Origin of the sequence: Niveispirillum sp. (assembly GCF_052437035.1) — a bacterium.
In the GTDB taxonomy this organism is placed as follows: Bacteria; Pseudomonadota; Alphaproteobacteria; order Azospirillales; family Azospirillaceae; genus Niveispirillum.
Window position 1 is genome coordinate 18,364 of sequence record NZ_JBQVOH010000018.1, and the last position, 25,505, is coordinate 43,868.

The following is a 25,505-nucleotide window of genomic DNA, read 5'->3' on the forward strand; positions in this document are numbered from 1 at the left end:
GCTGTTGCAACAGCGACGGATGACACCATGCGGCAGGGGGGCGAAGGTCGGGGCTGGGCGCCTGTGCCGGTGCATATGGTGGGCGTGCATCTGGGCCTGTCCTTCTGGCATTACGCCGTGGGCATGCTGGCGCTGGGCCTGCTGGTCTTTCCGGTGGCTTGGGCTGCAGGCGGCATCTCCGAAACCGTCAGCCTGTCGCTGGGCTGGATGGAGGGGGACCCCGCCATCCGCCGCATCACCAATCTGCTGGCGCTGGCCGCCATCATCCTGCTGCTGACCGCTGTGCTAAACATGCAGGGCCGGTCACTGATGAGCGTGGTGGCCCCCGAACAGCATCTGGACCTGGGCATGATGGCCCGGTCGGCCGCCACCTATGCCCTGGCCTTCACGCCCGTGATCATCATGGCGGTGATGAGTGGTCAGTTGGGCCTGGGCGATTGGCGGGCGGCCCTGGCGCTGCTGCCCATGATGCTGGTGCTGGTGGCGTTGCAGGCCACGGCGGAGGAAATGGTCTGCCGGGGCTATCTGGCACAGGGTTTCCAGGTCCTGTTTGGCCATGCAATGCTGGCGGCATTGCCGGTGGCCGTCATTTTCCTGTCGCTGCATGATACGGGCGGCTTTGATACCGGCTGGGACCGCAAGATCAATATCCTGATGATCAGTTTGGCGCTGTCCTGGCTGACCACGCGGGCTGGGCGGCTGGAGCCTGCCATGGGCGTGCATTTCGCCCATAACATCATTGTCTTCACCCTGGCCGCCCGCCCGGACCATGGATTGCCGTCGGTCAGCGGCTTTCAGGAAGATTTCCGTGACAGCAGTTTCGACATCAATGCCGTGCTGGCCCAGATGCTGATCTATGGCGCCGTCTGCGCCAATTACTGGTTCATCGGCCTGCGCACCGGCTTTGTCGCGGGCCACGCACAGGGGCAGCCGGAATGACGGGTGAAGAGACGCCGGTCCACATGGCGGGCGTGGCGACGGGGCAGTCGCGCGGGGCCTATCTGTTCGGCACCGTTGTGATTGTCGTGCTGATGCTGCTGGCGGGCATCGCCATCTTCATGATGGTGACGGGGTTGGCGCGCCTGCTGCCGGGCACTCCCTACTTGCAGACCTATGGGCTGCTGACCATCAACTCCATCGCTATCCCGGTTATGGCCCTGGTGCTGCATTGGCTGCACCGGCTGCGCCTATCCGACCTGATCGCGCCGGGGCGGCGGCTGGATTGGGGGATGATGGGGCGGGCGGCCCTGATCTTCGCGCTGCCCATGCTGGTACAGGTGGGGATCGGGCTGTGGGCGGGCGAACTGCGCCTGTCGCAGACCAGCCTGATGACCTTCCTGATGCTGGCGCCGCTGTCCATTCTGCTGTTCGGCCTGCAGGCCTCGGCGGAGGAACTGCTGTTCCGGGGCTATCTGGCGCAGGGTGCGCAATTGCTGTTCCGCCATGCCGTGCCGGCCTCGCTTCTGACGGCTGTGCTGTTCACGCTGGTGCATGAAGGGTCGGGGGCGCAGGCTGTCTGGGCCATGCGGGCGGAGATTTTCTGCATGGCCCTGTTCTTGTCCTGGATCACCACCCGCTTCGGCCGCCTGGAGGCCGCGATGGGCGTGCACATCATCAATAATGTGCTGTTTTCCTTCTTCGTGGGCAGTGCGGACTTGTCCTTCCCCGACCTGACCACACGGGTGGACCTCGACCCGCCCGACCTGTCGGGCTGGGCCGACTGGGGCGAATTCGCCCTTTATCAGGCGGTGCATGTCGGGTTCTTCTGGCTGGCCGGCATCAGGACCGGCTTTATCGAGAAGGGCTGGATCAGCCGCCGCGCCGCGTAAGGTTGGACCCCAGTGCGGCCATACAGATCAGGATGATGGCCGCCACCGCCGACAGCGACAGCACTTCACCCAGCAAGAACAGGCCGACCACAGCGGACAGGGCCGGCTCCATTGCCATCATGATGCCGAACAGGGCCGTGGAGACCCGGCGCAACGCCACGAACTCCAGTGCATAGGGCAGCAGGGTGGACAGCATCGACACCGCCGCCACCTTGGCCATCATCTCCGGGCTGGTCAGATAGGGGCCGGACACCGGCAGGCCGACCGGGGCCGTGAACAGGGTCGCGAACAAAAGGGCCAGGGCCAGCCCCGTCATGCCCGGTATCTGCCGCCCCGCATGCCGCGACATCAGGATATAGGCGGCCCAGCCAACCGCCGTGACGATGGCGAAGAGCAGACCCAGCGGGGCCAGCCGCTCCGCCCCCGCCAGCGGCGTCAGCAGCAGTACACCCGCCAGCGCCAGCAGCGGCCAGAGATAATCCACCACCCGCCGGGCACCCACCATGGCAACGGCCAGCGGCCCCAGAAACTCGATCGCTACGGCTACACCCAGCGGCAGCCGGGCCAGCGCCAGATAGAAGCACGCATTCATGGCCGCCAGCGACGCGCCAAGCGCCGCCGCCGCCCGCCATTGCGCGCCCGTCAGATTGCGGAAGGAAGGCCGGACGATGGCCAGCATGATGGCGGCGGAGATGGCGTTGCGCAGGAAGGCCAGCGCCAGAATATCATGCCCCTGCGAGACATCCTTGGCCAGCCCACCCCCCAGCGGTGGCATGGAGACGGACAGGACCAGCAGCAGCGGCGCCAGCAATGTCAGGCGGTCGGCGCGCGCGGGGTGCGCCGCCTTGTTCATGGCAGCAGCCCCAGCCCCATGTCCCAGAACCCGGCTTCCAGCCGGCTGGCGGCATCGAAGCTGCGGGTCAGGTCGTTGAACCGCGCCTCACCGCCGCGTGTGGCCGACAGCCGGTCCAGCAGGGCCACCTGTGCTGCCGCCACAGCCCGGTATTCAGGGTCGGCATACATGGCGATCCAGTCGCCATAGGGGTTGCCGTCCAGCTTTGTCGTTGGATCAGTCAGCAGATTGGCCGCAATCTCGGCATAGCCGATGATGCAGGGGGCCAGCGCCACATGCAGGTCCAGCAGATCACCGGCCAGCCCGCGTTCCAGCACGAAGCGCGTATAGGCCAATGTACCCTGTGCCTCGGGTGCGGCCTGCATCGCGGCCTCATCCAGGCCCCAGCCCGCGCAATATTTGACATGCAGGCCCATTTCCAGATCCAGGATCGCCGCCATGGACCGCGCCGCCGCCCGCATATCGGCCAGATTGTCGGCCTTGAAGGCGGCCAGCGCGTAGGCGCGGGCGAAATGGATCAGGAACAGGTAATCCTGGATCAGGTAATGCCGGAAGCAGGCCTCCGGCAGGCTGCCATCGCCCATGCCCGCCACGAACGGGTGGCGGACATAACGGTCCCAGGCGGGGCGCGTGGCCCCGCGCAACCGGTCGAACAGGCCGCCCGGCGTGGCGAGGTCCGGCAAGGTCTGACGGATCAGCGCCATGGCAGGCGCCTTACTTGGCGCCCGGCAGCTTGACGGTCAGCCCGTCCAGTTCCGGGGTGATGCGGATCTGGCAGCCCAGGCGGGAGGTCTTGGTCAGACCGAAGGCCAGATCCAGCATATCCTCTTCATCTTCCTGCGCGTCGGGCAGCAGGTCGTACCATTCCGGTGCGACCACGACATGGCAGGTGGAACAGGCCAGCGAGCCCTCGCAGGCGCCTTCCAGGTCGATATCGTGGCGGCGGGCCACTTCCAGGATCGACAGGCCCAGGGGGGCATCCACCTCGCGGCGGGTGCCGTCGGTTTCAATGAACACCATCTTCGGCATGACGCCACAACTCCCGATACTGAATGAACCGCCATGGTTATGAGGCGGCGCTGTTAGGACGGATTTGCCGGTACGGCCACGGCCGGCGGCAGGTTGGTTTGTTGGATGCCGCCGTCAGCCGGCAGCACCGTGGCAATGCTTGAACTTCTTGCCGCTGCCGCAGGGGCAGGGGGCGTTGCGCGGGGTGTTCACCCAGGCCTCGCCATCGGTCAGGTCGGTTTCCTGCGCCACCGGCAAGGCGGCGGCACCCATGCCGAAATTCGGGATGGAAGCGCGGCGCACCATGCCTTCGGGCAGGGGGGCGTCGGCGGGCGGCAGGCCGGCCAAGGCCGGGTCGTAGCGAGTTTCCTGGCCGAATTCCGGCATCGGCATGGGCATCGGCTCCGGCTCGTTGACGCGAACCTGGATCAGCATCAGCATCTGGGTCACCTGCTCACGCAGGTTATCCAACAGGCCGGAGAACAGCTCGAACGCTTCCTTCTTATATTCATTCAGCGGATCGCGCTGCGCATAGGCGCGCAGATTGATGCCCTGGCGCAGATGGTCGAGCGAGAGCAGATGATCCTTCCAGACCTGATCCAGAATCTGGAGCAGCAGGCTCTTCTCGATATTGCGCAGCAGTTCAGCGCCATAGGCGGCTTCCTTTTCCGCCATTTTGTCGTCGGCGAATTTCAGCAGACGCTCGCTGATCTCCTCATCCGCGATGCCTTCCTCCTTGGCCCATTCCCGGACCGGTAGGTCGGCGCCCAACAGACGCAGGCATTCCTCATGCAGCAGATTGACGTTCCACTGCTCGGCATAGGCATTTTCCGGGATGGCGCGGCGCACCATGTCGGTGATCACTTCGTGGCGCATGGACGCGACCATTTCCTGGACGTCCTCGGCCTCCATGATCTCCTTGCGCTGTTCATAAATGACCTTGCGCTGGTCATTCATGACATTGTCATACTTCAGCAGGTTCTTGCGGATCTCGAAGTTATGGGCTTCGACGCGCTGCTGCGCCTTTTCCAGGGCCTTATTGATCCAGGGATGGATGATGGCCTCACCCTCCTGCAGGCCAAGCTTCTGGAGCATGCCGTCCAGACGCTGGCTGCCGAAGATGCGCATCAGGTCATCATCCAGCGACAGGAAGAACTTGGACGCACCCGGATCGCCCTGACGGCCCGAACGGCCACGCAGCTGGTTGTCGATACGGCGGCTCTCATGGCGCTCGGTACCGACCACATAAAGGCCGCCGGCCTTCAGCACCACTTCGCGGGCCGCCGCGATCTCGTCACGGATGGTCTGGATGCGGCGGTCGCGCTCCTCACCCTCCGGCACGTCGGCCAGCTCGAACTCCACCCGCATCTCGAAATTGCCGCCCAGCTGGATATCGGTACCGCGACCGGCCATGTTGGTGGCAATCGTTACGGCACCGGGACGACCCGCCTGCGAAACGATATAGGCTTCCTGTTCGTGATAGCGGGCGTTCAGCACATTATGCGGAATGCCCCTCTTCTTCAGCAGGGCTGCCAGCGTTTCTGATTTCTCAATCGAAACGGTACCGACCAGCATAGGCTGCTGACGCGCGCGGCATTCCTCGACCAGCTTGACGATGGCCTCGTACTTCTCCGCCGCAGAGCGGTAGACCTCGTCGTCATTATCCGTGCGGGCCACGGGCAGGTTGGTGGGGATATCAACCACCTCCAGACCATAAATCTCCGCAAACTCGGCGGCTTCGGTCATGGCCGTACCGGTCATGCCCGACAGCTTCGGGTACAGGCGGAAATAATTCTGGAACGTGATGCTGGCCAGCGTCTGGTTCTCGCGCTGGATCGACACGCCTTCCTTTGCTTCCAACGCCTGATGCAGGCCTTCGGAATAGCGGCGGCCTTCCATCATGCGGCCCGTGAACTCGTCGATGATGATGACCTTGTCATCCTTGACGATGTAATCCACATCGCGCGTGAAAAGTTTGTGGGCCTTCAGCGCCTGGTTCATGTGATGGACCAGGGAGATATTATGGATGTCGTACAGGTCGCCGGTCTTCAGCAGTTCCATGTCCTTCAGGATCTGGGCCACCTTCTCGGTGCCCGACTCGGTCATGGAGACGGCCTTGGCCTTCTCGTCCTTTTCGAAATCGCCCTCGCCGATATGCGCCATCACCTTGTTGATAGCGATATACAATTCGGAGCCGTCGGTGGACGGGCCGGAGATGATCAGCGGCGTGCGCGCCTCATCCACCAGGATGCTGTCCACCTCGTCGACGATGGCGTAATTGAAGGGCCGCTGCACCATGTCAGACAGGCGGTACTTCATATTGTCGCGCAGATAATCGAAGCCGAATTCGTTGTTGGTGCCATAGGTGATGTCACAGGCATAGGCGGCGCGCCGCTCCTCGTCATCCAGCCCATGCACGATGACGCCCGTCGTCAGGCCCAGGAAGCTGTACAGCCGGCCCATATGCGTGGCGTCGCGGCGGGCCAGATAGTCGTTCACAGTGACGACATGCACGCCTTTGCCCTGCAGCGCGTTCAGATACACAGCCAGAGTACCGACCAGGGTCTTGCCCTCACCGGTGCGCATTTCGGCGATCTTGCCGGAATGCAGCACCATGCCGCCGATCATCTGCACGTCGAAATGCCGCATGCCCATGACGCGCTTGGACGCTTCGCGCACCGTCGCAAAGGCATCGGGCAGAATGGCGTCCAGCGTCTCGCCCTTTTCCAGCCGGTCGCGCAGCCAGTCGGTGCGCATCTGCAGCTCGGCGTCGGACAGGCCGGACAGCTTCGGCTCCAACGCGTTGATGGCTTCCACCCGCTTGCGCAGACCCTTGACCACCCGCTCATTGGCGCTGCCGAACAGCTTGCGGGCGATGGAACCGAACATAGAGGCACTCCAGAAGAAGGTACAGGCGCGAAGGACACCGGACATGACGATATCCCGGTTACGGCCGGTCGGGCCGCCGGGAAGGCTGTTTATACCGGAACAGGCCTCGCCCATTCCAGCGCCCGTCACAGATAAGACCGCGCATCGCATCGGTCAATGCGGCAATGCCACATCAACGCGCCTTTCCGGGGCGTTGCAGCCATGAAATGGATGCTTTCCGCTGTTCCCGGCGATCACTCTGATCACCGGGCCTCAATCGCCGGCACCGCCATCCGGCGGTTTGGCTACGCCGCATGGGCGGCGCGTCGGCGGTCGCCGCCGTGCCAATTCCCGGCACGCCCGATGCGCCGGGAATTGGTCTTTAGGGCATGTGCGTGGCCCCTTGCCTGCTCATGGCCTGTCATGCTTTATGCCGGTGCGGTCTGCTGGGTATGTTCCCGCCGACCGACCAGATTGTTTCGAGGGAACCCCCACAGATGTCGTTCAAGACCATGCGTGCCGCTCTGGTTGTTGCCGCCCTCGGGTCGGTCGCCGCCGTTGCCCTTTCTCCGGCCATGGCCCAGGACGCGGCCAAGCCCGCAGCACCCGCCGCCAAGCCCGCCGCCGCTGGTTCCGCCCTGGCTGACGACCCGGTCGTCGCCCGCGCCAACGGCAAGGAGTTCAAGCGTTCCGACGTGATCGCCCTGTTGCAGCAGCTGGACCCCCAGGTGCAGCAGATGCCCTTGCAGATGATCTATCCGCAGCTGGTCGATCAGCTGATCCAGGCGCAGCTGGTGACCGAGGCTGGTTACAAGGCCAAGCTGCAGGACAGCGCCGACGTCAAGAAGCGTCTGAAGCAGGCTGAGGAGCAGTTCGTCCAGCAGGCCTGGCTGAAGGCCGAGATCGACAAGAAGATGAGCCCTGAGAAGATCAAGGCCGCCTACGACAAGTGGATCAAGGAAAACCCGCCGCAGGACGAAGTGCGCGCCAGCCACATCCTGGTGAAGACCAAGGAAGAGGCCGATGCCATCATCAAGCAGCTGAAGGGCGGCGCCGACTTTGCCAAGCTGGCGGCTGAGAAGGGCACCGACGGGACAAAGGACCGTGGCGGCGACCTGGACTATTTCACCAAGGACCGCATGGTGCCGGAGTTCGCCAACGCTGCCTTCGCCATGAAGGTTGGTGACGTGAGCGCCACCCCGGTGCAGAGCGAGTTCGGCTTCCATGTCATCAAGCTGACCGACAAGCGCAAGCAGGTTCCGCCGACGCTGGACCAGGCTACGCCGCAGCTGCGCCAGATGGTGGCCCAGGAGATCGCCGAGGACGTGGTGAAGGGTCTGGAGAAGACCGCCAAGGTTGAGAAGTTCAACATTGACGGCTCGCCCATGCCCGCCGCTCCGGCTGCCCCGGCGCCGCAGAAGAAGTAAGCAGGGGTCAGACCCAGCCGTGGAAAGGGCCGCCGGGGCAACCTGGCGGCCCTTTGCCGTTCCAGTGCCGGATTTGACCTACGACCTTGGTAGATGCGGCGGAAATGCACAGCGGGTCATCCTTCCGCAAACTTCATTTCGCACGTGCACTCGGCTAGGATCGCGCCGGTAATTCACTCTGTTCAGTTGCCAAGAAGGCCGTAACCATGGACATCACCAAGATCCCCGTCGGCAAGAACGCGCCCTGGGACATCAACGTCGTCATCGAGATCCCGCAGGGCGGCCAGCCCGTGAAGTACGAGCTGGACAAGGATAGCGGCGCGCTCTACGTCGACCGTTTCCTGCACACGGCGATGTTCTATCCGGCCAATTACGGCTTCGTCCCGCACACGCTGGCGCTGGATGGCGATCCGATCGACGTTATGGTGGTGGGTACGACCCCCGTGGTCCCCGGCGTCGTCCTGCGCTCGCGCCCCATCGGCGTGCTGATCATGGAAGATGACGCGGGCATGGATGAGAAGATTCTGGCCGTGCCGGTGGACAAGCTGCATCCGTTCTACAAGGACATCACCAGCTACCGTCAGCTGCCGCAGATCCTGGTCGAACAGATCGCCCACTTCTTCGAGCATTATAAGGACCTGGAACATGGCAAGTGGGTCCGCATCGTCCGCTGGGACGAGGCGGATGTCGCCGCCAAACTGATCCAGGAAAGCATTGAGCGCGCTGCGGCCACTGCGTGATTGCCATGACGGGCGGGTAACCGCCCGCTGCTTTCTTGAAAAAGCCGGGACCCTGTCGGGTTCCGGCTTTTTTTCATTTGTGCCGATTGGTTTCCTGTCTGTGTCGCCGGGATACGCCACTTTCGGCATAATACTGATTAATTATCGTCATCAGATAGAAATTTCAAAGGCGTCATGTTATTCGGTGAACTGTCGATAACGACTGGTTTTTCTGTATTGTGGGGCAAGAATGGCTAATATTATTGGAGAAAATACCGACGATTCTCTGGTTGGCGGCGCTGAAGACGATAATATAAATGGTTCCAATGGTAACGATACTTTGTCCGGCTTGGACGGTAACGACACGCTGATCGGTGGTGAGGGGACTGACGCCCTGCTGGGTGGGGCCGGCAACGATACTTTATATATCGGTTCAAACGATCTTCTGACGGGTGGTGCGGGGCGCGACTTGTTCATCCCCAATCTCGTTCAGAATTACTATGGCTATGGGGAGTCCCGAATCACGGACTTCACGCCCGGTGAGGACCGGATTGATCTGTCGGCCCTGGGTATTCCCGATCTGGCGACGGCGCGGCTTTTCTTGTCCAGCGGCAATGATGGCGGCTCCCGCTTCCTGTTCCGCGCCACCAACGGCGTCTATGTCTTCACCATGAACAGTGCGGTGGACAAGCTGACGGAGGCCGACTTCGTCTTCGCCACCCCGCGCGCCACGGGCGCCCTGATCCTTGGTGGTTATGCCGGCGAAGATATTCTGGGCGGGGCCGGCAACGACACGATCGACGGCGGCGCGGGTAGCGACCTCATTCTGGCTGGTGCCGGTCATGACCGCATCATTGTCCGCGACGGTTATGACACTGTCACCGGCGGTGCCGGCAACGACACCTATGTTCTGCTGCCCAGCGTCAGCGGCAACAGCAACACCAGTATGACCATTACCGATTTCACGCTGGGCCAGGACCGTGTCGACCTGTCTGCCTTTGGCATCAGCAGCTGGGATGCCCTGAAGGCACTGGTGCCGCCGGGTGTGGCGGGCACGGCTGACACCAATTTCACCTTCATGCGCAGCGGCGTCGTGACGTTCCAGCTGAAAGGGGTCAATTACTGGACCCTGTCGGAACGCGATTTCATCTTCGCGTCGGGCGATGCCCCCCGGGAGATTTTCGCCAACCAGAGCGGCTATGTATTCGGCGGTACTGGCAATGACCGGCTGCACGGATCCTATAACGGCTCCACCATTTTCGGCGATGCCGGCGACGATATCATCTACGCGGCAATCGGCGGCATCACCAGCATGACGGGTGGTGCTGGCCGTGACGTCTTTGCGCTGAGCAGCGCCACTGGCTTTGCCACGGCCATCGTTACCGACTTCACCCAGGGGCAGGACCGGATCGACGTTTCGGATCTGGGCATCAGCAGTTTTCAAGTTCTGCGCGAGATGATGGCCCTGTCGCCGTCCGGCCGCACGATCCAGATATCAAGCAGCAGTCTGAGCTTGAATATTGACTGGAAGAAGCTGACGGCGGCGGATTTCATCCTGGCGCCGGATTTGCCCGCCCAGCAGATATCAACCTTTGGGGGCGGCACGGGCTTTCTGGTCGGTGGCAGCGGCAATGACACCCTGATCGGCAGTTCTGGCAGCGACCGGCTGTTCGGTGGGGCTGGTGACGACAGGATTCAGGACGACCCCTACGAACCCTATGGCAATTCTGGTGGTGATGTCTGGGTGGGTGGCCTCGGTCGGGACACGTTCGTCATTCAGAACCTTTATGGCCGGGATGTTATCGCCGATTTCACCCAGGGTGCCGACAAGCTGGACCTGTCCGCCCTGGGGATCAGCAGCCTGGAGACGGTCCGCTATATGGCCGAGCATGTGCGTGTGGCCGGCAAGGCTGGCATGATGCTGCGGGGCGGCGCCACCTTTGACGTGGGTGCCGTCGCCCTTGTCGTCGATCCGGCCAAGCTGACGGCGGCCGATCTGATCCTGGCGACACAGACGACGCCGGTGACACGGGAGGCGATGGGCAGCCAGGATGTGATCGGCGGCTTGGCCGGCGACACATTGCGGGGCAATGCCAATGCAAACCGCTTGTTCGGCGATGGTGGCGACGACACCCTGACGGGCGGTGCCGGTGACGACAGGCTGTATGGCGGTTCCGGCACGGATACGGCCAATTTCAGTGGTCTTTATGCCGATTACGAGGTCACGACCATCAACGGCATCACGACCGTCCGGCACAAGACGGGCAGCGACGGCACCGACCTTCTTGTCGGCGTTGAGCGTCTGGCCTTCCTGGATCAGACGGTCAATGTGGCACCCGCCGAGGCGCCTTTCCTCACCATGTCCGGCTCTTACGGGATCGAAGGGGACCGTGGCGTCTACATGGTGGTGGTGGAAGGCAAGATCGAAGGGTCGGTGCAGGGCCGGGTGGTCAATACCGACGCGGTGTTCACGATCAACCTGTCACGTGCCGCGACGGAGGCGGTGACCTTCGACTTCAGCCACGCCACTTCGACCGGCTTCCAGATCGGGACCCGCAGCTACACCATCGCTCCCGGTCAGACATCCCTGGAAATCCGTTTCCCCTATGCAGGGAATACGACGGTCTCAACCGATTATACGCTGATCGGAACCGTCAGCAATGTGCGCGGCGCCCTGGTGCAGACCTCCGATGGTATCATGCGGACGTCCTCCACCATCCTGAACGACGATTTCCAGGCGGATTTCTCCATCGCCGCCTACCGTGCGCTGAACACCTCGCTGGATACCCGTTTTGCCGGTGATGATGCGGGGCTGGTGCAGCATTATATCAGCACGGGCCGGACGGAGGGCCGTCTTGCCACCGGCTTTGATGCCGATGCCTATGCCGCCCAGAACAAGGATGTCTTCGATCTCTATGGCCTGGACGCCAAGGCGCTGCTGAACCATTACCAGACCAAGGGCATGCGTGAGGGCCGGGTGGCCGAAGGTTTCGACGCCGTCGCCTATGCCGCGCTTAACAAGGATGTCTTTGCCGCCTACGGTCTGGATCACCGCGCCCTGGTTCAGCACTATATTCTCTATGGCGAGGCGGAGGGCCGTCTGGCCAGCGGCTTCGACGCGGAGGCCTATGCCGCGCTGAACCCCGACTTGTTCTCTGCTTTCGGGCTGAATGAACAGGCGCTGGTCAACCATTATGTGACCATGGGTTACAAGGAAGGTCGGGCCATCACCGGCTTCACCGTGGAAGCCTACGCCGCCTTCAACAGCGATGTGTTCGCTGCCTTCGGTCTGAACCGCGAAGCCCTGGTCCGCCATTATGTCCAGAATGGCGCTGCCGAAGGACGCCAGACCTTCAGCCTACTGGGCGTCATTCCCAATGCCCCTGCCGAACTGTCCACCTTCGTGCCCGATACCGGCTGGGGTATCGACAGTTTCCTGTGATGGCGGGGTGATTCTTCGACGGGCGGGTAACCGCCTGATAGAGCTGACATGAAAAGCGGGGATCCGCTGTGGTCCCGGTTTTTCATGTCCAGGTGATCTGACTGTTAACGACCTTCTGGGAAGTAATGCTGCCTAGTACTCAAGGAATATTCAAGTGGTGTTACCTGTATGGTATGTGTAATTTTCGTATCCTATCGCGCTGTTCAACATAATTTGGAGAGTTATTATGCCCATCCTGACTGGTACGTCTGGCGCTGATGGCCTGAAGGGTGGTGGTGATGCGGACACGATCAGCGGTCTTGACGGCAGTGACACTCTGGAAGGTGGTGCCGCCGCTGATTTGATTGATGGTGGCGAAGGCGCGGACTTCCTTCAAGGCGATGCGGGGAATGACACGCTGTTGGGGGGTGGCGGTGCCGATTATCTGCATGGCAATGACGGGGATGACAGCCTTCTGGGTGGCGGGGGCAGTGACTATTTCCTGGATGTCCTGGGCAGCAACTGGATTGATGGCGGTGAAGGCAATGACCTGATCCGGGTATCTCCCACCAATAACACCATCACGGGCGGGAGCGGTGTTGATACGATCCAGATGTGGAGCGTGTCATCCGGAGCGGCCAATTTCGTAACCGATTTCACGGCGGGTGCGGGCGGTGACATCATCGACGTTACTTCGTCCGGGTTGTTTGATGGCTATACGGGCGGCAACCTGTTCGGCGATTTTCTACGGCTGGTCCAGGATGGTGCCGACACGTTGGTGCAGGCCGATTATGACGGCACGACCAACAGGTGGCCGGGCTATGAATTCTTTACCATCCTGCGTCTGAAGGACGTCCAGGCCAGCAGCCTCACTGCTTACAACTTCAAGGACATGGACCCTTCAGGTACGGCCGCCCCAGGCAAGACGCTGACCGGTACGTCTGGCGCTGATGGCCTGAAGGGTGGTGGTGAGGCGGATACGATCACGGGTCTTGATGGCAGTGACACTCTGGAAGGTGGTGCCGGCGCTGATTTGATTGATGGTGGCGAAGGCGCGGACTTCCTTCAAGGCGATGCGGGGAATGACACGCTGTTAGGGGGTGGTGGTGCCGATTATCTGCATGGCAATGATGGGGATGACAGCCTTCTGGGGGGCAGCGGCAGTGATTATTTCCTGGATGTCCTGGGCAGCAACTGGATCGATGGCGGTGAAGGCAATGACCTGATCCGGGTATCTCCCACCAACAACAACATCACGGGTGGGGGCGGTGTTGATACGATCCAGATGTGGAGCGTGTCATCCGGTGCGGCCAATATCGTAACCGATTTCACGGCGGGTGCGGGCGGTGACATCATCGACGTTACTTCGTCCGGGCTGTTCGACGGCTATACGGGCGGTAACCTGTTCGGCGATTTTCTGCGACTGGTCCAGGATGGTGCCGACACGCTGGTACAGGCCGACTATGACGGCACGACCAACAGGTGGCCGGGCTATGAGTTATTCACCATCCTGCGTCTGAAGGGCGTCCAGGCCAGCAGCCTCACGGCTTATAACTTCAAGGACATGACGCCGTCCGCCACGATTTTCTCCCTGACTGGCGGCAACGGCAACGACAGCCTGACCGGCGGGGCCGGCGCAGATACGCTGAATGGCGGTGCGGGTGACGATACGTTGGCAGGCGGGGGCGGCAACGATACGCTGAACGGAGGCTTGGGAACGGATACAGTGTTGTTCACCGATAAATGGTCCAATTACACGGTTTCCACCCAATCCGGGACAACCACTGTCCGGCATACATTCGGTGAGATTGACACGCTGACCGGCATGGAACTGCTGGCTTTCTCCGACCAGACAATCCTTGTTCAGATGCCGACCCTGTCTATGACTGGGGCGTCTGTTGTGGAAGGGGCGGAGCATTTGTCATACACCGTAACCCTGTCGGCGTCGTCTCCTCTGCCCGTAACCTTCACTGTTAAGACAACGGGTGGCACGGCCACAGCCGGCACGGATTACGCCCCCATCGACCGCGCCGTGACCATCGCCGCCGGATCGACCACGGCCACCATCCAGGTTCCCGTTACTGGTGATACGAAGGTCGAGGCAGACGAGACGGTGATCCTGACCTTGTCGCAGATCAGTGGCGCCAGCCTCGCAAATAATGCTACCAGCATCACCGTGACCGGCACCATCATCAATGACGACGCCGCTGGCCTGGCGCTCTCCTACCGTGCCTTGAACCCTGACTTGTCGGCGGTTTTCGGCGGCGATTACGAGGCGCTGATCCGCCACTACATCCAATATGGCTGGGCCGAGGGGCGGCCCGTCACGGGCTTTGATCCCGAGGCGTATGCAGCATTGAATCCGGATCTTTACCGGGCCTTCGGTCTCGATACCGATGCTCTGCTCTCTCATTACCTGTCCAATGGTCACCTTGAACAGCGCAAGGCGGACGGGTTCGACGCTTTGGCATATGCCGCCAGGAACCCGGACCTGTTCGGTGTCTTTGGAACCGACCGCAATGCGCTGGTTGATCACTATGTCCGCTATGGCGCGGCGGAGAAACGGTCGGGGACGGGATTCGATGTTGAGGCCTATGCCGCCTTGAATGCCGACCTGTTCACCGCCTTCGGATTGGACGAGAAATCCCTGCTGACCCATTTCGTCAATTTCGGCGCCGCCGAGGGACGACGCGCCGCCGGATTCGATGCTGAGATTTATGCGGCCCTCAATCCCGATCTGTTCGCGATCTTTGGCCTCAACCACACCGCCCTGATCGAGCATTATGTGCGGTACGGCAAAGCAGAGGGGCGCGTCGCCAGTTTCCCCGCACCGGCCGCCGCACCGCTTGCCCTTTCGATGGAGGGTCTGCCGGGGCTGTTGCCAGGAGGAGACGTGGATGGCATAGGCTGATGCCTTGCCCCATGAACAGGGCGTGCGAAGGAGGGTGGGGGAATGGCCGAATATGATTCGCGCCGGGGCAACGGCTCCATGCGCATGATTGTGGTGATTTGCAATCTGCTGACCATTGTCGGGTTCGGCCTGATCGGCGTCATCATCGCCTATCTGAAGCGGGGCGAGGCCTATGGCACGATGTGGGAAACGCACATCACCTATATTATCCGCACCTTCTGGCTGGGTGTTCTGGGCATGGTGATCGGCGCGGCGACCAGCTTCATCGGTATCGGGGTCCTCATCCTGTTCGTGGTCGGCATCTGGTGGCTGATCCGGGCTGTCGTCGGCCTGCTGCGTGCCATTGACGACCGGCCGATCCTCAACCCGGAAACCTGGTGGATCTGATCGCTGTTTGCGGGCGAATGATTGACCCATGTCATCGCCCGACCATGATCCTGGTTTATGGTGGCGCCTGCTTCCGGCATGCTGCACGGCAGCGTGATCCCGGATACCAGGAGCCACCATGACCATCCGTAACCTGAACAGCCTGTTCAAGCCCGCCTCCGTCGCCCTGATCGGGGCCAGCCGGCGGGACAAATCGGTGGGCAAGGTAGTGGCCCGCAACCTGTTCAATGCCGGGTTCGACGGGCCGATCATGCCCGTCAATCCGCGCGAACGCTCGATTGAGGGGGTGCTGGCCTATCCCTCGGTTTCCGACCTGCCCATCACCCCGGAACTGGCCGTCATCGCCACCCCACCCGCCACTGTGCCGGGCCTGATCGCCGAACTGGGTGCGCGCGGCACCAAGGCCGCCGTGATCATCACCGCCGGTTTCGCGGAAATGGGGGAGGAGGGCCGGAAGCTTCAGCAGGCGGTGCTGGACGCCGCCCGTCCGCATCTTTTACGCATTATCGGACCGAACTGCTTGGGCATCATGGTGCCGGGCCAGGGGCTGAATGCCAGCTTCTGTCATGTGCCGCCGCTGAAGGGCGATATCGCCCTGGTGGCGCAGTCAGGGGCGGTGGTCACCTCCATCGTCGACTGGGCCACGCCGCGCGGCATCGGCTTTTCCCACCTGATCTCGCTGGGTTCCAAGGCCGATGTCGATTTCGGCGACATGCTGGATTATCTGGCGCAGGACGGGTCGGTGCGGGCCATCCTGCTCTATGTGGAAGCCATTACCTCTGCCCGCAAATTCATGTCGGCGGCCCGCACCGCCGCGCGGTCCAAACCCGTCATCGTCATCAAGTCGGGCCGCAGCGAGGAAGGGTCGCGCGCCGCCAGTTCGCACACGGGTGCCCTGGCCGGGGCCGATGCCGTCTATGACGCCGCCTTCCGCCGCGCCGGCATGCTGCGCGTGGGCGAACTGGATGAGCTGTTCGCAGCGGTGGAGACGCTGGCCACCGGGGTGCAGATCGGCGGTGACCGGCTGGCCATCCTCACCAATGGCGGTGGGGTGGGCGTGCTGGCCACCGATACCCTGATCGCGGGTGGCGGGCGGCTGGCACAATTGTCGCCGGAAACCCTGGCGCAACTGGACAAGGTGCTGCCGCCGACCTGGAGCCATGGTAACCCCGTGGACATTATCGGGGATGCGGATGGCAAGCGCTATGCCGACGCCTTGAAAATCGTGATGGCGGACAAGAATATCGATGCCGTCCTGGTCATGAACTGCCCCACGGCGGTGGCCGATGGCGCCGACGCGGCCCAGGCCGTGGCCGATATTGTGCGCGAACAGAACAGCCGGGCCGGCGGTGGCCGTCGCCTGCCCGTGCTGGGTTGCTGGCTGGGTGAACAGCAGGCGGCCCCGTCGCGCCGCCTGCTGGACCATGCCCGCATCCCGCACTACCAGACCCCGAACCAGGCCATCCGCGCCTTCCTGCATCTGGTGCAGTATCGCCGCAATCAGGAACTGTTGATGGAAACCCCGGTCAGCGCGCCGGAACAGTTCGATGTGGATATGGGGGCGGTGCGCCCCGTCATCGACACCGCGCTGGCCGACGGGCGCGGCTGGCTGTCGGAATTTGAGGCGAAGGAGGTCCTGCGCGCCTATGGCATCCCTTGCGTCCAGACCGTCACCGCCGCCACCCCGGCAGAGGCGGAACGGGCGGCCAAGCGGCTGGGCGGGCGTATCGCGCTGAAAATCCTGTCGCCCGACATCACGCATAAATCCGATCTGGGCGGCGTCTCGCTCAACCTGCTGCCGACGCAGGTGTGGGCGGAGGCCGAGGCCATGCTGGAACGTATCCGCACCGCCATGCCCGACGCCCGGATCGAGGGTTTCACGGTACAGGAAATGGCGCACCGGCCCGGTGCGCAGGAACTTATCCTGGGCATGGTGGATGATCCGCTGTTTGGCCCCGTCATCCTGTTCGGGGCCGGTGGCGTGGCGGTGGAGGTGCTGGACGACAAGGCGCTGGCCCTGGCGCCCTTGAACCTGAACCTGGCGCGCGACGCCATGGCCCGCACCCGTATCTATAAGCTGTTGCAGGGCTTCCGCCACATGGCGCGGGCCGACCTGGACGCTGTGGCCCTGACCATGACCAAGGTCAGCCAGCTGATCACCGATTTCCCGGAAATCGCGGAGCTGGATATCAACCCGCTCTATGCCGATGAGGCGGGTGTGCTGGCGCTGGATGCCCGCATCAAGGTGAAGCCGCTGACCGAGCGGTCGCTGAAGCGGCTGGCCATTCGGGCCTACCCCAAGAAGCTGGAACATGCGCTGACCTTGCGGTCGGGCCGTGAGTTCCTGGTCCGGCCGATAAGGCCGGAGGATGAGCCGGCGATCCATGACATGATCGCGGCCACCAGCGTGGAGGATATGCGCCTGCGCTTCTTCGCGCCCATGCGCCGCCTGTCGCACCAGATGGCGGCCCGCCTGACCCAGATCGACTATGACCGCGAAATGGCCCTGGTCGCCATCCCGCAGGACCTGAGCGACCCGGACAAGCCCGGCCCTATCTTCGGCGTGGTCCGCATCACCGCCGACCCGGATAATGAGCGGGCCGAATATGCCGTGCTGGTCCGGTCCGACATGAAGGGCAAGGGTCTGGGTTCCCGCCTGATGAAAGCCATCCTGGCCTATGCCGACAGCCGCGGCATCCAGGAGGTGTTTGGCGAGGTCTTACGCGAAAATGCCGGCATGCTGGGCCTGTGCCGTGATCTGGGCTTCACCTTCCATGACAGCCCCGACGATCACGGGATCGTGGAGGTCAGCTACCGGTTCAAGCGGTAGGGTGGAAGCATCCCGCCGCCAAAGCATACCGGCAATATTCCTTCGTGCATTGACCCCGATGCTTGCCGAAAAGCATAAGCGAGGCAGGTTTCTTGGGGCGGGATGAATGCCATGGGTGCGGTGTTGGCGGGTTCGCAGGATCTGGGTTCGGCGCGGCGGCTGATCGTGAAGATCGGGTCGGCGCTGATGGTCGATGCCGCCACCCACAAAATCCGCACCGAATGGCTGGATACCGTGGCCGACGATGTCGCCACGCTCCGCGCACGCGGGGTGGAGGTGGTGATCGTCACCTCTGGTGCCGTTGCTTGCGGACGTGAACATCTGGGGCTGGTGGGCCGTCCCCTGCGGCTGGAGGAGAAACAGGCCGCCGCCGCCACGGGGCAGATTCGCCTGGCGCACGCCTATCAGGAGACGCTGGCCCGCCATGGCATCACCGTCGCGCAGGTGCTGCTGACCTTGGACGATACAGAAGATCGCCGCCGTCACCTGAATGGCCGCGCCACCATTGAAACCCTGCTGAAACTGGGCGCGGTGCCGGTCATCAACGAGAATGACACGGTCGCCACCGCCGAAATCCGCTTCGGCGACAATGACCGGTTGGCCGCCCGCGTGGCGCAGATGATCAGCGCCGATACGCTGATCCTGCTGTCCGACATTGACGGGCTCTACACCGCCGATCCGCGCAAGGACCCGGAAGCCCGGCACATCCCCATCGTGCAGGAAATCACGCCGGAGATTGTGGGCATGGCCGGCGAGCCGCCGCCGGGTTACAGCAGCGGCGGCATGGTGACCAAGATCGTGGCCGGGCGCATCGCGCTGTCTGCCGGCTGCCGCATGGCCATCGCCATGGGCAAACGCTCTAACCCGTTGTCGGCCCTGCTGACGCCGGTGGACCAGGGTGGGGCGCTGGCCACCTGGTTCGTGCCGGGGTCCGAACCGCGTACGGCCCGCAAGCGCTGGATCGCGGGCAGCCTGAAGCCGTTAGGCACCCTGGTGCTGGATGCCGGTGCCGTCGCCGCCTTGCTGAAGGGCGGGTCGCTGCTGCCCGCCGGGGTGCGCGGGGTGGAAGGCGAGTTTGAACGCGGCGATCTGGTCCTGATCCAGGGGCCGGACGGGCGCACCGTCGGGCGCGGCCTGTCGGCCTATGGTGCCGCCGATGCCCGCGCCATCGCCGGGCGGCGCAGTGCGGAGATCGAAGCCGTCCTTGGCTATCGCGGTCGGGACGAGATGGTGCATCGCGATGATCTGGTGCTGGGGTGATTGCTGACTTTAAGGCCTGTTCATGATAGGCTCTTGCCTATTGATCGGATTGGCTTTTCTGAATTCAGAGGGGGCTTCTGCAACACTCCCGTTCAAACGCGGAAAAGGATGCACAATGTTTCACAATGGCCTCTGAATTCGGAGTTGGCGGAAGAAACGCCTCCGGTTCAAAATGCGTTTTTCGTTGCATGATGTTGCACGGATCACCCGTTCAGAGTGGGCGACACCTCACCTCCGAACAGATGACGTGACCCAAGCCGGAGCCCTGAATGACCGACACCGCCCCCACGGCCGCCTTGCTGATCATCGGTAACGAGATCCTGTCCGGCCGGACCCAGGATGCCAATATGGCCTTCATTGCCAAGCATCTGGGGACGCTGGGCATCCGGTTCCGCGAGGCGCGCGTGGTGCCGGATGAGGAGGTGGAGATCGTGGCAGCGGTCAATGCGCTGCGCGCCCGTTACACCTATGTCTTCACGACGGGCGGCATCGGCCCCACCCATGATGACATCACGGCGGAATGCATCGCCAAGGCCTTCGGCCTCCCCCTGATCCGCAATCCGGAGGCTGTGCGCCGGCTGGAGCTTCATTATGCCGGCACCAGCATGTTGAACGAGGCGCGGCTGCGCATGGCCAACACACCGGAAGGGGCGATCCTGATCGACAACCCTGTCTCCACCGCGCCCGGCTTTCAGATCGGCAATGTTTTCGTGATGGCGGGCGTGCCAATGATCATGCAGGCCATGCTGACCGGTATCGGTGACCGGCTGGTGGGTGGGCCGGTGGTGAAGACCAAGTCGGTAGCCTCTTCCATTCCCGAAGGCAGCTTTGCCGACACGCTGCGCACCATTGCCGCCGATTATCCCGGCGTCGATATTGGCTCCTACCCGGCTTTCCGGCAGGGCAAGGTCTCCACGGCCCTGGTCTTGCGCGCTACCGATCCGGTCCTGCTGGAAACGGTGACGGCGCTGGTGGCCGACATGTTGCGCGGTTTGGGCGGCGATCCGATCATCATGGACGGGTATGGCGATCAATAGGCCGGCATAGTCGTCTTGGGGAGGGTGGCCTGTGATTCGGGTTCCGCGCCGCACGATGCTTGGAACGATGTTGGCCGCCGCTGCCACGGGGCTGCCGGGACGGGCCCTGGCAAGAACCTTGACCTGTGGGGTCATGGAGGCACCGCCCTGGCATTTGCCGGAGGACCCCAAACAGGGCATCGCCAACGAGGTGATCGCAGATCTGTCCCGACATAGCGGCTTTGACATTCAAAGCCGGCCCGGCCCGCCGGTCCGGCTGATCATGGGCATCAAGTCCGGTCAACTTGACCTGATCATCTTCTTCGAACTGCCGGAACTGCAGGGTGCTGCCGTGCCCGCCGGCATCTTCGGCTATGCCGACATGGGGCTGGTTACTCGACCGGGGCTGCGCCCGCAATCCGCGGATGAACTGGCGGGATGCCGAATTGGCGTGCTGCGTGGGAATAACCGGAAGGATGTGACGGACAAGCTGCCGCCCTCGGTTACGCTGGTAGAGCTTCGGGACCTTTCCCTGGGTCTGTCCATGATCATGGGCGGACGGTTGGATGGGCTGATTGGCACCCGTCTGGCCCTGGGCTGGCACATGAAGCAGGGCGGATTCAGTCCGCAATCCGTGGGGTCCTTCTTCCGGCTGCTGCGGGAGCCGATCTATCTCTATCTCAGCACGGTCCGTCGGTATGAAGACGGCACGCTGGCACAGATACAGGCCGGTATGCGTGGGATGGACCGTAGCCTGTCACGGGTCACCGACTATTACTGGAAGGGGGCGGGTTATGTGGACCCGCCCCCGTCCGATCCCATCAATCCGCGTAGACACCCGCCGCCGTAATGATCGGCTTCCAGCGGTCGATCTCCGCCACCACGAAATCGCCCAGCGCCTTGGGCGTGGCGCGGGCGTCGCTGACCGGTTCGGTGCCAAGCTCGTTGAAGCGCTGCTTCACCGTGTCGTCCTTCAGCGCGACTTTCAGCGCATCGGACAGTTTCTTCGTCACTGCATCGGGCGTGCCCTTGGGCGCATAGATACCGTGCCAGACGGCGACCTGCACCGCCGGCAGACCCGCTTCCTTGGTGGTCGGCAGGTCGGGCAGGGAGGGGACGCGGGTGGCCGTCGTCACGGCATAGGCTTTGATGGCCCCGCCCTTGATCTGGCCCGTGGTGTTGGTGGTCTGGTCGCACATGAGATCAACCTGACCGCCGACCAGATCATTCATGGCCGGACCCGTGCCCTTGTACGGCACGGTCGTCAGGGCGGTGCCCAGCGCCTGCATGAACAGCATGCCGCACAGGTGGGAGGCGGCACCCACGCCGGCATTGGCCAGCGTCACCTTGTCCGGATTGGCCTTCACATAGGCGACCAGTTCCTTCAGGTCCTTGGCCGGGAAATCCTTCTTGGCCACGATGGTCATGGGCACATCGGTAACCAAGCCGACGGGCGCGAAATCGGCCTTCGCATCATAGGGCAGCTTGCGGTACAGGGTGGCCGCCGTCGCCTGTCCGATATGGTGCAGCAGGATGGTGTAGCCATCGGGATCGGCCTTGGCCACGCGCGCCGCCCCGATGGTGCCGCCGGCCCCGCCGACATTCTCCACGATCACCTGCTGGCCCAACGTCTTGCTCATCGACTGCGCGACGAGGCGGGCCACCGTATCCGTCGGGCCGCCCGCCGCGAAGGGGACGACCATGGTCACGGGACGGGTCGGGTAATCCTGTGCCTGGGCCGTGCCGGCCCCGATTAGCAGGGCCGCCGCGAGGGCGATAGGTGCAAAGCGCATGGATCCTCCTGGTTTGGTCTTGTGTGATTTGTTTCGGGACGGGGGTTGGGTCAATCCTCTTCCTGGAAAACCTCCTCACGCCGCTTGCGCACCGATGGCAGCAGCACGATGGCGATCAGGATCAGGGCAATGACCAGCAGGCCAGCCGACAAAGGCCGCGTGACAAAGATCGACGGATCACCGCGCGCTATCAGGAAGGACCGGCGCAGATTTTCCTCCATCAGCGGCCCCAGAACGAAGGCCAGCAGCAGGGGGGCGGGTTCAAACCCGTGCTTCAGCAGGAAGTAGCCGACACCCCCGAACAGAGCGACCAGCATCACCTCCACCCCCGATGAGTTGATGGAATAGACGCCGATGCAGCAGAACATCAGGATGGCCGGGAACAGGATACGGTAGGGCACCTTCAGCAACCGCACCCAGACGCCGACCAGCGGCAGGTTGATGATGACCAGCATGGCATTGCCGATCCACATGCTGGCGATCATGCCCCAGAACAGTGTTGGGTTCTCGTTCATCACCTGCGGGCCGGGCACGATGCCCTGGATGGTCATGGCGCCGACCATCATTGCCATGACCGCATTGGGTGGAATGCCCAGGGTCAGCAGGGGAATGAAGCTGGTCTGGGCCCCGGCATTGTTCGCACTTTCCGGTCCCGCTACGCCCTCAATCGCGCCCTTGCCGAATCGCGACGGGGTCTTGGAGATCTTCTTTTCCAGCGTGTAGCTGGCATAGGGTGCCAGGACGGCACCATTGCCGGGCAGGATACCCAGGACCGACCCGATGCCGGTACCGCGCAGGATGGGCATGGCGCTCTGCTTGATATCGGCCCAGGTCGGCATCAATCCCGTGATCTTGGCACCCAGGACGGTGCGGTCGGCAGTCTTTTCCAGATTGCGCAGGATTTCCGCCACCCCGAACAGTCCCACGGCCAAGGTCGTGAAATTGATCCCCTCCGCGATCTGCGGGATGCCGAAGGTCATGCGCGGTTCGCCCGTTTCGATATCCGACCCGACGCAGCCCAGCAGCAGCCCGACAATGATCATGGCCACCGCCTTCACCACCGATCCGCTGGCCAGCACGGTGGCGCCGATCAGGCCCACCAGCATCAGCGCGAAATATTCCGGCGGCCCGAAATTCTGGGCGAACTTGGCCAGCACCGGGCCGAACAGGGCCACGATGAAGGTGGCGACACAGCCCGCGAAGAAGGAGCCCAGGGCGGCGATGGCCAGCGCCGGCCCGGCCCGGCCCCTTCGCGCCATCTGATGCCCGTCCAGGGTCGTAACGACGGACGAGGTTTCGCCCGGCATATTGACCAGGATGGCCGTGGTGCTGCCGCCATACTGTGCGCCGTAATAGATGCCGGCCAGCATGATCAGGGCGCCCAGCGGGTCCAGATAGAAGGTGATGGGCAGCAGGATGGCGATGGTGGCGATGGGGCCCAGGCCCGGCAGCACGCCGATCAGCGTGCCGACCAGGGCGCCGATGAAGCACAGGCCCAGATTGATGGGCGTGGCCGCCGCCCCGAACCCCATGGCGAGGTTGGAAAATACATTATCCATGGATCAGAACCTCGGCCAGAGGGGGAAGGGCAGGCCCAGGGCCAGCACGAACAGTCCGACCGCAAACAGGATCAGGGCGGCGCTGACCACCAGCAATTCCCGCCATTTCGTGTCGGACGACGCGAAGGCCGCGATCCCAAACAGCAGGGCCGATGCGATGACCAGACCCAGTGGCCGGATGGCCAGCCCGAAGGCCAGGATGGCCCCCAGGATGGGCAGGGCTTGGCGCCAATGCAGCTGGTCCAGCGCCGGCCCGTCCAGCACCAATGACCGGCCCGCGATGATCACGCCCATCAGGCCCGTCAGACCGGCCAGCACGGTGGGGAAATATCCCGGCCCCATGCGCGACGCGGTGCCGAATTTCAGATCGCCGATCTGGCTGAAGGCCAGCAGGGACAGGAGGATGAGGGCGATGCCGCCCACCAGATCCTGCGGGCTACGCACACGCATGGTGGCCCTCCCCAGCATGACGGTTGAAGCCGGTCGCGGGTTGCCGCATGCGTCCATCCCTCCCCTGCTGTAACCCCCGGCTTTACCGGGTTCTCCGGGCGCCGGGTGGTGGGCTTTTCGCCATGTGTGCAGAGTAAACCGGCCATGAACAGGGTGCAATGCCCGCCCGGAAGCTTACGACCTTGGTCGTGGGGTCATCTCTGCCTCCACCTCCAGCCACAGGGCCTTGTCTGTCAGGGGCGTCTGGGCGGGCAGGTCGGGATTGGGCAGATGGAAGATGCGGGCGCCCTGGAACCGGGTCAGGGGGAAGATCATGGAGGTTGCAGGATGTTGCTCCATGAACCGGCGCAAGTCCCCGCCATAGGCCATCCGCTCCAGACCGACCCGCATGCGTTCGGCCAGTTCCGGCTGGTTAGGTGCCACGAACAGATACATGGGCAACGGGTAGGTCAGCAGCAGCCGGTCATAGACGATGACATTCTTGTCGCCGATGGCGTCCACCTCGCCGTCAATCTCGTTCAGGGCGCGGGGAAGATAGTCGCAGCGGCCATCATGCAGGCCGGGATAGGCCATATCGATCCAGGTGAATTCCACCACCCGCAAGCCCGCTGCGCGCAGCACGACTGTATCTGGCCAGTAGGAACCCTGGCAGGCCTTCAGCTGCGACAGTTCCTCCAGCTTGGTGATCTTATCGAATTCCGCTTTGCGGTCGGCACGGATGACCAGGGCGCGCTGTCCCGTCAGGCCCATATCCAGGGGGATGCGGATGGGGGGTACGATGCCTTCGCGCAGATTGCTGGTGGTGGTCCAGAGCAGGTCCAGCTTGTTATGCGCCAACTGCGCCAGAAGTCGGGCCTGCGGCACATCCTCCGGCACCTTCTGCAACCGGGCAGGCCCATATTTCGCCTCCGTATCGGCCAGAATCTTTTCGATCAGGTCCAGATAATAGGAGCGGACATTGTGACCGGCGGGGGAGGCGTTATGCTCGATACGGTAGGTACGAATCTCATTGTCCGCCGCCCGGCCCCCGGACGGCGTCAGCATCGCCAATGACAGCAGCAGTGCCCCTAGCCACCGCATGCAGTTCCTCCCATTCGCCCGTTTGCCGGACTTTTTGCATGCCAACGTATGACTAACAGCACACATCGGATTTGCCTGTGGGGCAAGTGGAAAA

Annotated in this window: 19 protein-coding genes; 11 read left to right on the forward strand and 8 right to left on the reverse strand. The window is 63.1% G+C overall.

The features are described from left to right. Positions 1 to 27 precede the first annotated feature (27 nt). Positions 28 to 939: a lysostaphin resistance A-like protein gene (locus tag ACT6Q8_RS24765; RefSeq protein WP_444735209.1), complete on the forward strand. Its 912-nt coding sequence runs from the start codon at positions 28 to 30 to the stop codon at positions 937 to 939. After that, complete coding sequence (locus ACT6Q8_RS24770; RefSeq protein ID WP_444735210.1) at positions 936 to 1,829, forward strand: lysostaphin resistance A-like protein; 894 nt, start codon at positions 936 to 938, stop codon at positions 1,827 to 1,829. Before ACT6Q8_RS24765 ends, ACT6Q8_RS24770 begins: the two co-directional genes overlap by 4 nt. On the opposite strand, the gene ACT6Q8_RS24775 is transcribed toward ACT6Q8_RS24770, so the two are convergent. The 4 genes from ACT6Q8_RS24775 to secA all read right to left on the reverse strand — a co-directional run bounded on the left by ACT6Q8_RS24775 (position 1,810) and on the right by secA (position 6,579). Next, positions 1,810 to 2,682 carry an EamA family transporter gene (locus tag ACT6Q8_RS24775; protein ID WP_444735211.1) on the reverse strand — a complete coding sequence of 291 codons (873 nt, stop codon included), beginning with the start codon at positions 2,680 to 2,682 and terminating at the stop codon, positions 1,810 to 1,812. The two genes, ACT6Q8_RS24770 and ACT6Q8_RS24775, sit on opposite strands and share 20 nt — an antisense overlap. Then, entirely contained in the window at positions 2,679 to 3,386 is a 708-nt protein-coding gene (gene tenA, locus ACT6Q8_RS24780; RefSeq protein WP_054169452.1) for a thiaminase II, read from the reverse strand. Before tenA ends, ACT6Q8_RS24775 begins: the two co-directional genes overlap by 4 nt. Positions 3,387 to 3,396: 10 nt before the next feature. After that, on the reverse strand, positions 3,397 to 3,711 hold the full coding sequence (locus ACT6Q8_RS24785) for a ferredoxin family 2Fe-2S iron-sulfur cluster binding protein (protein ID WP_054169451.1): 315 nt from the start codon (positions 3,709 to 3,711) through the stop codon (positions 3,397 to 3,399). A gap of 114 nt (positions 3,712 to 3,825) precedes the next feature. Continuing rightward, entirely contained in the window at positions 3,826 to 6,579 is a 2,754-nt protein-coding gene (gene secA, locus ACT6Q8_RS24790) for a preprotein translocase subunit SecA (RefSeq protein WP_054169467.1), read from the reverse strand. Between the two features lie 476 nt (positions 6,580 to 7,055). On the opposite strand from secA, the gene ACT6Q8_RS24795 reads away from it, so the two are divergent. The 9 genes from ACT6Q8_RS24795 (at position 7,056) to ACT6Q8_RS24835 (ending at position 21,379) form a co-directional block, all read left to right on the forward strand. Next, entirely contained in the window at positions 7,056 to 7,985 is a 930-nt protein-coding gene (locus tag ACT6Q8_RS24795) for a peptidylprolyl isomerase (RefSeq protein ID WP_444735212.1), read from the forward strand. Positions 7,986 to 8,191: 206 nt separating this feature from the next. After that, positions 8,192 to 8,725 carry an inorganic diphosphatase gene (gene ppa / locus ACT6Q8_RS24800; RefSeq protein WP_054169449.1) on the forward strand — a complete coding sequence of 178 codons (534 nt, stop codon included), beginning with the start codon at positions 8,192 to 8,194 and terminating at the stop codon, positions 8,723 to 8,725. Between the two features lie 229 nt (positions 8,726 to 8,954). Then, positions 8,955 to 12,146: a M10 family metallopeptidase C-terminal domain-containing protein gene (locus tag ACT6Q8_RS24805; RefSeq protein ID WP_444735213.1), complete on the forward strand. Its 3,192-nt coding sequence runs from the start codon at positions 8,955 to 8,957 to the stop codon at positions 12,144 to 12,146. Positions 12,147 to 12,372: 226 nt separating this feature from the next. Continuing rightward, on the forward strand, positions 12,373 to 15,036 hold the full coding sequence (locus tag ACT6Q8_RS24810; RefSeq protein ID WP_444735214.1) for a Calx-beta domain-containing protein: 2,664 nt from the start codon (positions 12,373 to 12,375) through the stop codon (positions 15,034 to 15,036). 42 nt (positions 15,037 to 15,078) lie between these two features. Then, complete coding sequence (locus ACT6Q8_RS24815; RefSeq protein WP_054169446.1) at positions 15,079 to 15,423, forward strand: hypothetical protein; 345 nt, start codon at positions 15,079 to 15,081, stop codon at positions 15,421 to 15,423. A 118-nt stretch (positions 15,424 to 15,541) separates the two neighbouring features. After that, positions 15,542 to 18,253 (forward strand): bifunctional acetate--CoA ligase family protein/GNAT family N-acetyltransferase, encoded by a 2,712-nt coding sequence (locus ACT6Q8_RS24820; protein ID WP_054169445.1) that lies wholly within the window; start codon positions 15,542 to 15,544, stop codon positions 18,251 to 18,253. A 111-nt stretch (positions 18,254 to 18,364) separates the two neighbouring features. Continuing rightward, positions 18,365 to 19,513 carry a glutamate 5-kinase gene (proB, locus tag ACT6Q8_RS24825; protein WP_444735215.1) on the forward strand — a complete coding sequence of 383 codons (1,149 nt, stop codon included), beginning with the start codon at positions 18,365 to 18,367 and terminating at the stop codon, positions 19,511 to 19,513. Positions 19,514 to 19,782: 269 nt separating this feature from the next. Then, positions 19,783 to 20,550 carry a competence/damage-inducible protein A gene (locus ACT6Q8_RS24830; protein ID WP_444735216.1) on the forward strand — a complete coding sequence of 256 codons (768 nt, stop codon included), beginning with the start codon at positions 19,783 to 19,785 and terminating at the stop codon, positions 20,548 to 20,550. A 67-nt stretch (positions 20,551 to 20,617) separates the two neighbouring features. Continuing rightward, positions 20,618 to 21,379 (forward strand): substrate-binding periplasmic protein, encoded by a 762-nt coding sequence (locus tag ACT6Q8_RS24835; RefSeq protein WP_444735217.1) that lies wholly within the window; start codon positions 20,618 to 20,620, stop codon positions 21,377 to 21,379. Here the strand turns inward: ACT6Q8_RS24835 and ACT6Q8_RS24840 are convergent. From ACT6Q8_RS24840 to ACT6Q8_RS24855, 4 genes are all read right to left on the reverse strand, one after another. Then, entirely contained in the window at positions 21,351 to 22,322 is a 972-nt protein-coding gene (locus ACT6Q8_RS24840) for a tripartite tricarboxylate transporter substrate binding protein BugD (RefSeq protein ID WP_054169441.1), read from the reverse strand. The genes ACT6Q8_RS24835 and ACT6Q8_RS24840 overlap by 29 nt on opposite strands. Before the next feature lie 50 nt (positions 22,323 to 22,372). Beyond that, positions 22,373 to 23,881, reverse strand: coding sequence for a tripartite tricarboxylate transporter permease (locus tag ACT6Q8_RS24845; RefSeq protein ID WP_054169440.1), 1,509 nt, complete (start codon positions 23,879 to 23,881; stop codon positions 22,373 to 22,375). A 3-nt stretch (positions 23,882 to 23,884) separates the two neighbouring features. Next, positions 23,885 to 24,331, reverse strand: coding sequence for a tripartite tricarboxylate transporter TctB family protein (locus tag ACT6Q8_RS24850; RefSeq protein ID WP_054169439.1), 447 nt, complete (start codon positions 24,329 to 24,331; stop codon positions 23,885 to 23,887). 174 nt (positions 24,332 to 24,505) lie between these two features. Beyond that, positions 24,506 to 25,411, reverse strand: a complete 906-nt coding sequence (locus ACT6Q8_RS24855) for a hypothetical protein (protein ID WP_444735218.1) — start codon at positions 25,409 to 25,411, stop codon at positions 24,506 to 24,508. Positions 25,412 to 25,505 lie beyond the last annotated feature (94 nt).